This window comes from Fervidicella metallireducens AeB (genome assembly GCF_000601455.1).
GTDB lineage: Bacteria > Bacillota > Clostridia > Clostridiales > Caloramatoraceae > Fervidicella > Fervidicella metallireducens.
In genome coordinates this window covers 1-2,117 of sequence record NZ_AZQP01000104.1, presented here as the reverse complement: position 1 = coordinate 2,117, position 2,117 = coordinate 1, and the positions used below count along the sequence as shown (strand labels likewise).

Here is a 2,117-nt window from a genome sequence, read left to right as displayed (position 1 = left end):
GGTCTGAAAGACAAACCTAATTAAAAGTTTTTTCTAAGAAACCTCAAATAGCTTGTCTAAAAAGCTATATATTTGAGGCTTAGGTTAGTGTTGCCTTTTTTACCCATACACAATGAAAAATACAGCTAAATATTTTTTAATTACCTCTTGACATTACACCATGTGTCTTTCAGCTACACATGTTAGCTCTTATGTTGATACAAAGCAAGTTAATTATATGTTAGTGTTTCTATGGCAGGTCTGTATTTATCAATAAACATCTTCTTTATTTTTTCAAAATCATCTTCATCAATTATATTTTTAGAAAGCATTGATTTTGCGATAGCAATTGATATCCTGTAGTTTTTCTCTCTTTCAAACTGCTCTTTAGTCACAAAAATTCCCCCTTTTAAGCATAAAAAAAGAAGCCCATAAAGAGCTTCAAAATTATTTAGACTCAACAATAACTGCATCTATACCTAATTCTTTTAATCTTTTAACCTGCTTTTCAGCATTATCTTTTATTGTGTATGAACCTGCCATTACTCTGTATAGTATTTTAGAAGTTTCTACATATTTAATATTTAACTGTTCTAATATAGCCTTTGCAATTCCCTTTGCTATTTCATCTTTTTTACTGTCAAATAATTTGTTATCCTCACTGTTATCAATAAAGCCAACCTCAACTAATACTGCTGACATCTTTGTTGTCCTTAAAACATAAAAATTTGCTGACTTTACTCCTCTATCTGCAAAACCTAAGCCTACAAGGGAGGTTTGAATCTTTTTTGCCAATTCTTTTGATTTTTCTCTACCTATTATATATACATACGTTTCAACCCCATTTGTTTTCTCAGGCATATAGGCGTTTCTGTGAAAGGAAATAAAGTAGTCAAAATTGCCTTTATTAGCAAACAATGTTCTATCCTTTAAACTTGAAGTTGTATCAGAAGTTCTTGTTTCACCTACAATAACCCCGTGCCTTCTTAATTCTTCTGCAACCTTTAAACCAAGTTCTAAATTATCATCCTTTTCACATCTTCCTTTATATACTGCTCCACTATCTACTCCACCATGTCCATAGTCTAAACATACCATTGCCATTACTTTTCTCCCCCTTCATTTATTTGTTTTAAAAGTTCTTTTAGTTTCTCTGGGACAGGGAGTCCAATCTTTGCTGAATTTTCAATGATACTTATTCCTTCATTTGAAATGTAGAAAAAAATAACGGCGGTGCGAACTGCACTACCGCTTTTAATTACATTAACATCAATTATATTCCCTATTCCAACCATGATAAAAATAAGAATCTTTTTAAATATCCCTCTAAACCCAACCTCACTTGAAAGTTTCCTCTCAAGAACTGCTACCATAATGCCTGTTATATAATCTATAACCACGAAGGTTATAAGTGCATACATAAACCCATCAAATCCTCCTAAAAAATAACCTAAGTAACCGCCAATGGTAGCAAAAACTATTTGTATTGTGTTGTTTTTCATCTTAATCATCCTCTCTTAATAATAATCAAAGGCAAAATCTATTAAGTCTATCTCAAATGTATATTGGACCTTCATTGTATTTGCATCCGTTTTTTCAACTGGCTGGGCAAGCTTTGTATGTGCTCCGCAGGGTTTTGATAGTGATAGATGATAGATGCCAAAATATACATAATCATTGTAAGAATATCGATACATTGAAATGGACTTGTCAGTCCCAATTATTGGATAGGCCGTTGAATCAGAATAATCTTCAAAGGTAAAATATTCTCTATAAGCTTCCACAAGATTGCCTTCAGGAGTAATTACTTGATAAAAGCCTGTCCCTCCTTGCGTTCCAGAATAATATAAATATATTCTATTTTTTGTTCTATAATTTAAATTACTTAAATAACACCTTCTTTCGATATTTCCACTATTCATTCCCTTTGAAGCAAACCATGTAGAACTTCCTATTTTAGGTTTTAAGTTTAACTCACTTATTAAATTGCCATTGAGATCTAATCTTAATAATCTATTTGTATAAACTGTTTCATTATATTGGGTATCTGTTCTTGAATTATATCCATATATTTCTATATATCCCTCTCCACTCATTAAAGGATTTATCGAATAAGTTATATAATTAAAGTTAGAATG

At 31.2% G+C, this 2,117-nt stretch carries 3 protein-coding genes and 1 pseudogene; all 4 read right to left on the bottom strand.

What is annotated here, in order from left to right:
* Positions 1–209: 209 nt before the first annotated feature.
* The gene (locus Q428_RS15670; RefSeq protein WP_169734723.1) at positions 210–374 is read right to left on the bottom strand and encodes an SHOCT domain-containing protein; all 165 of its coding nucleotides are present in this window, start codon (positions 372–374) and stop codon (positions 210–212) included.
* 52 nt (positions 375–426) lie between these two features.
* Entirely contained in the window at positions 427–1,083 is a 657-nt protein-coding gene (locus Q428_RS13800) for an N-acetylmuramoyl-L-alanine amidase (RefSeq protein ID WP_035381923.1), read from the bottom strand.
* Positions 1,083–1,481 carry a phage holin family protein gene (locus Q428_RS13795; RefSeq protein WP_035381921.1) on the bottom strand — a complete coding sequence of 133 codons (399 nt, stop codon included), beginning with the start codon at positions 1,479–1,481 and terminating at the stop codon, positions 1,083–1,085. The genes Q428_RS13800 and Q428_RS13795 overlap by 1 nt, the downstream gene beginning before the upstream one ends.
* A 15-nt stretch (positions 1,482–1,496) precedes the next feature.
* A pseudogene (locus tag Q428_RS15550) lies at positions 1,497–2,117 on the bottom strand (hypothetical protein); the annotation flags it as partial.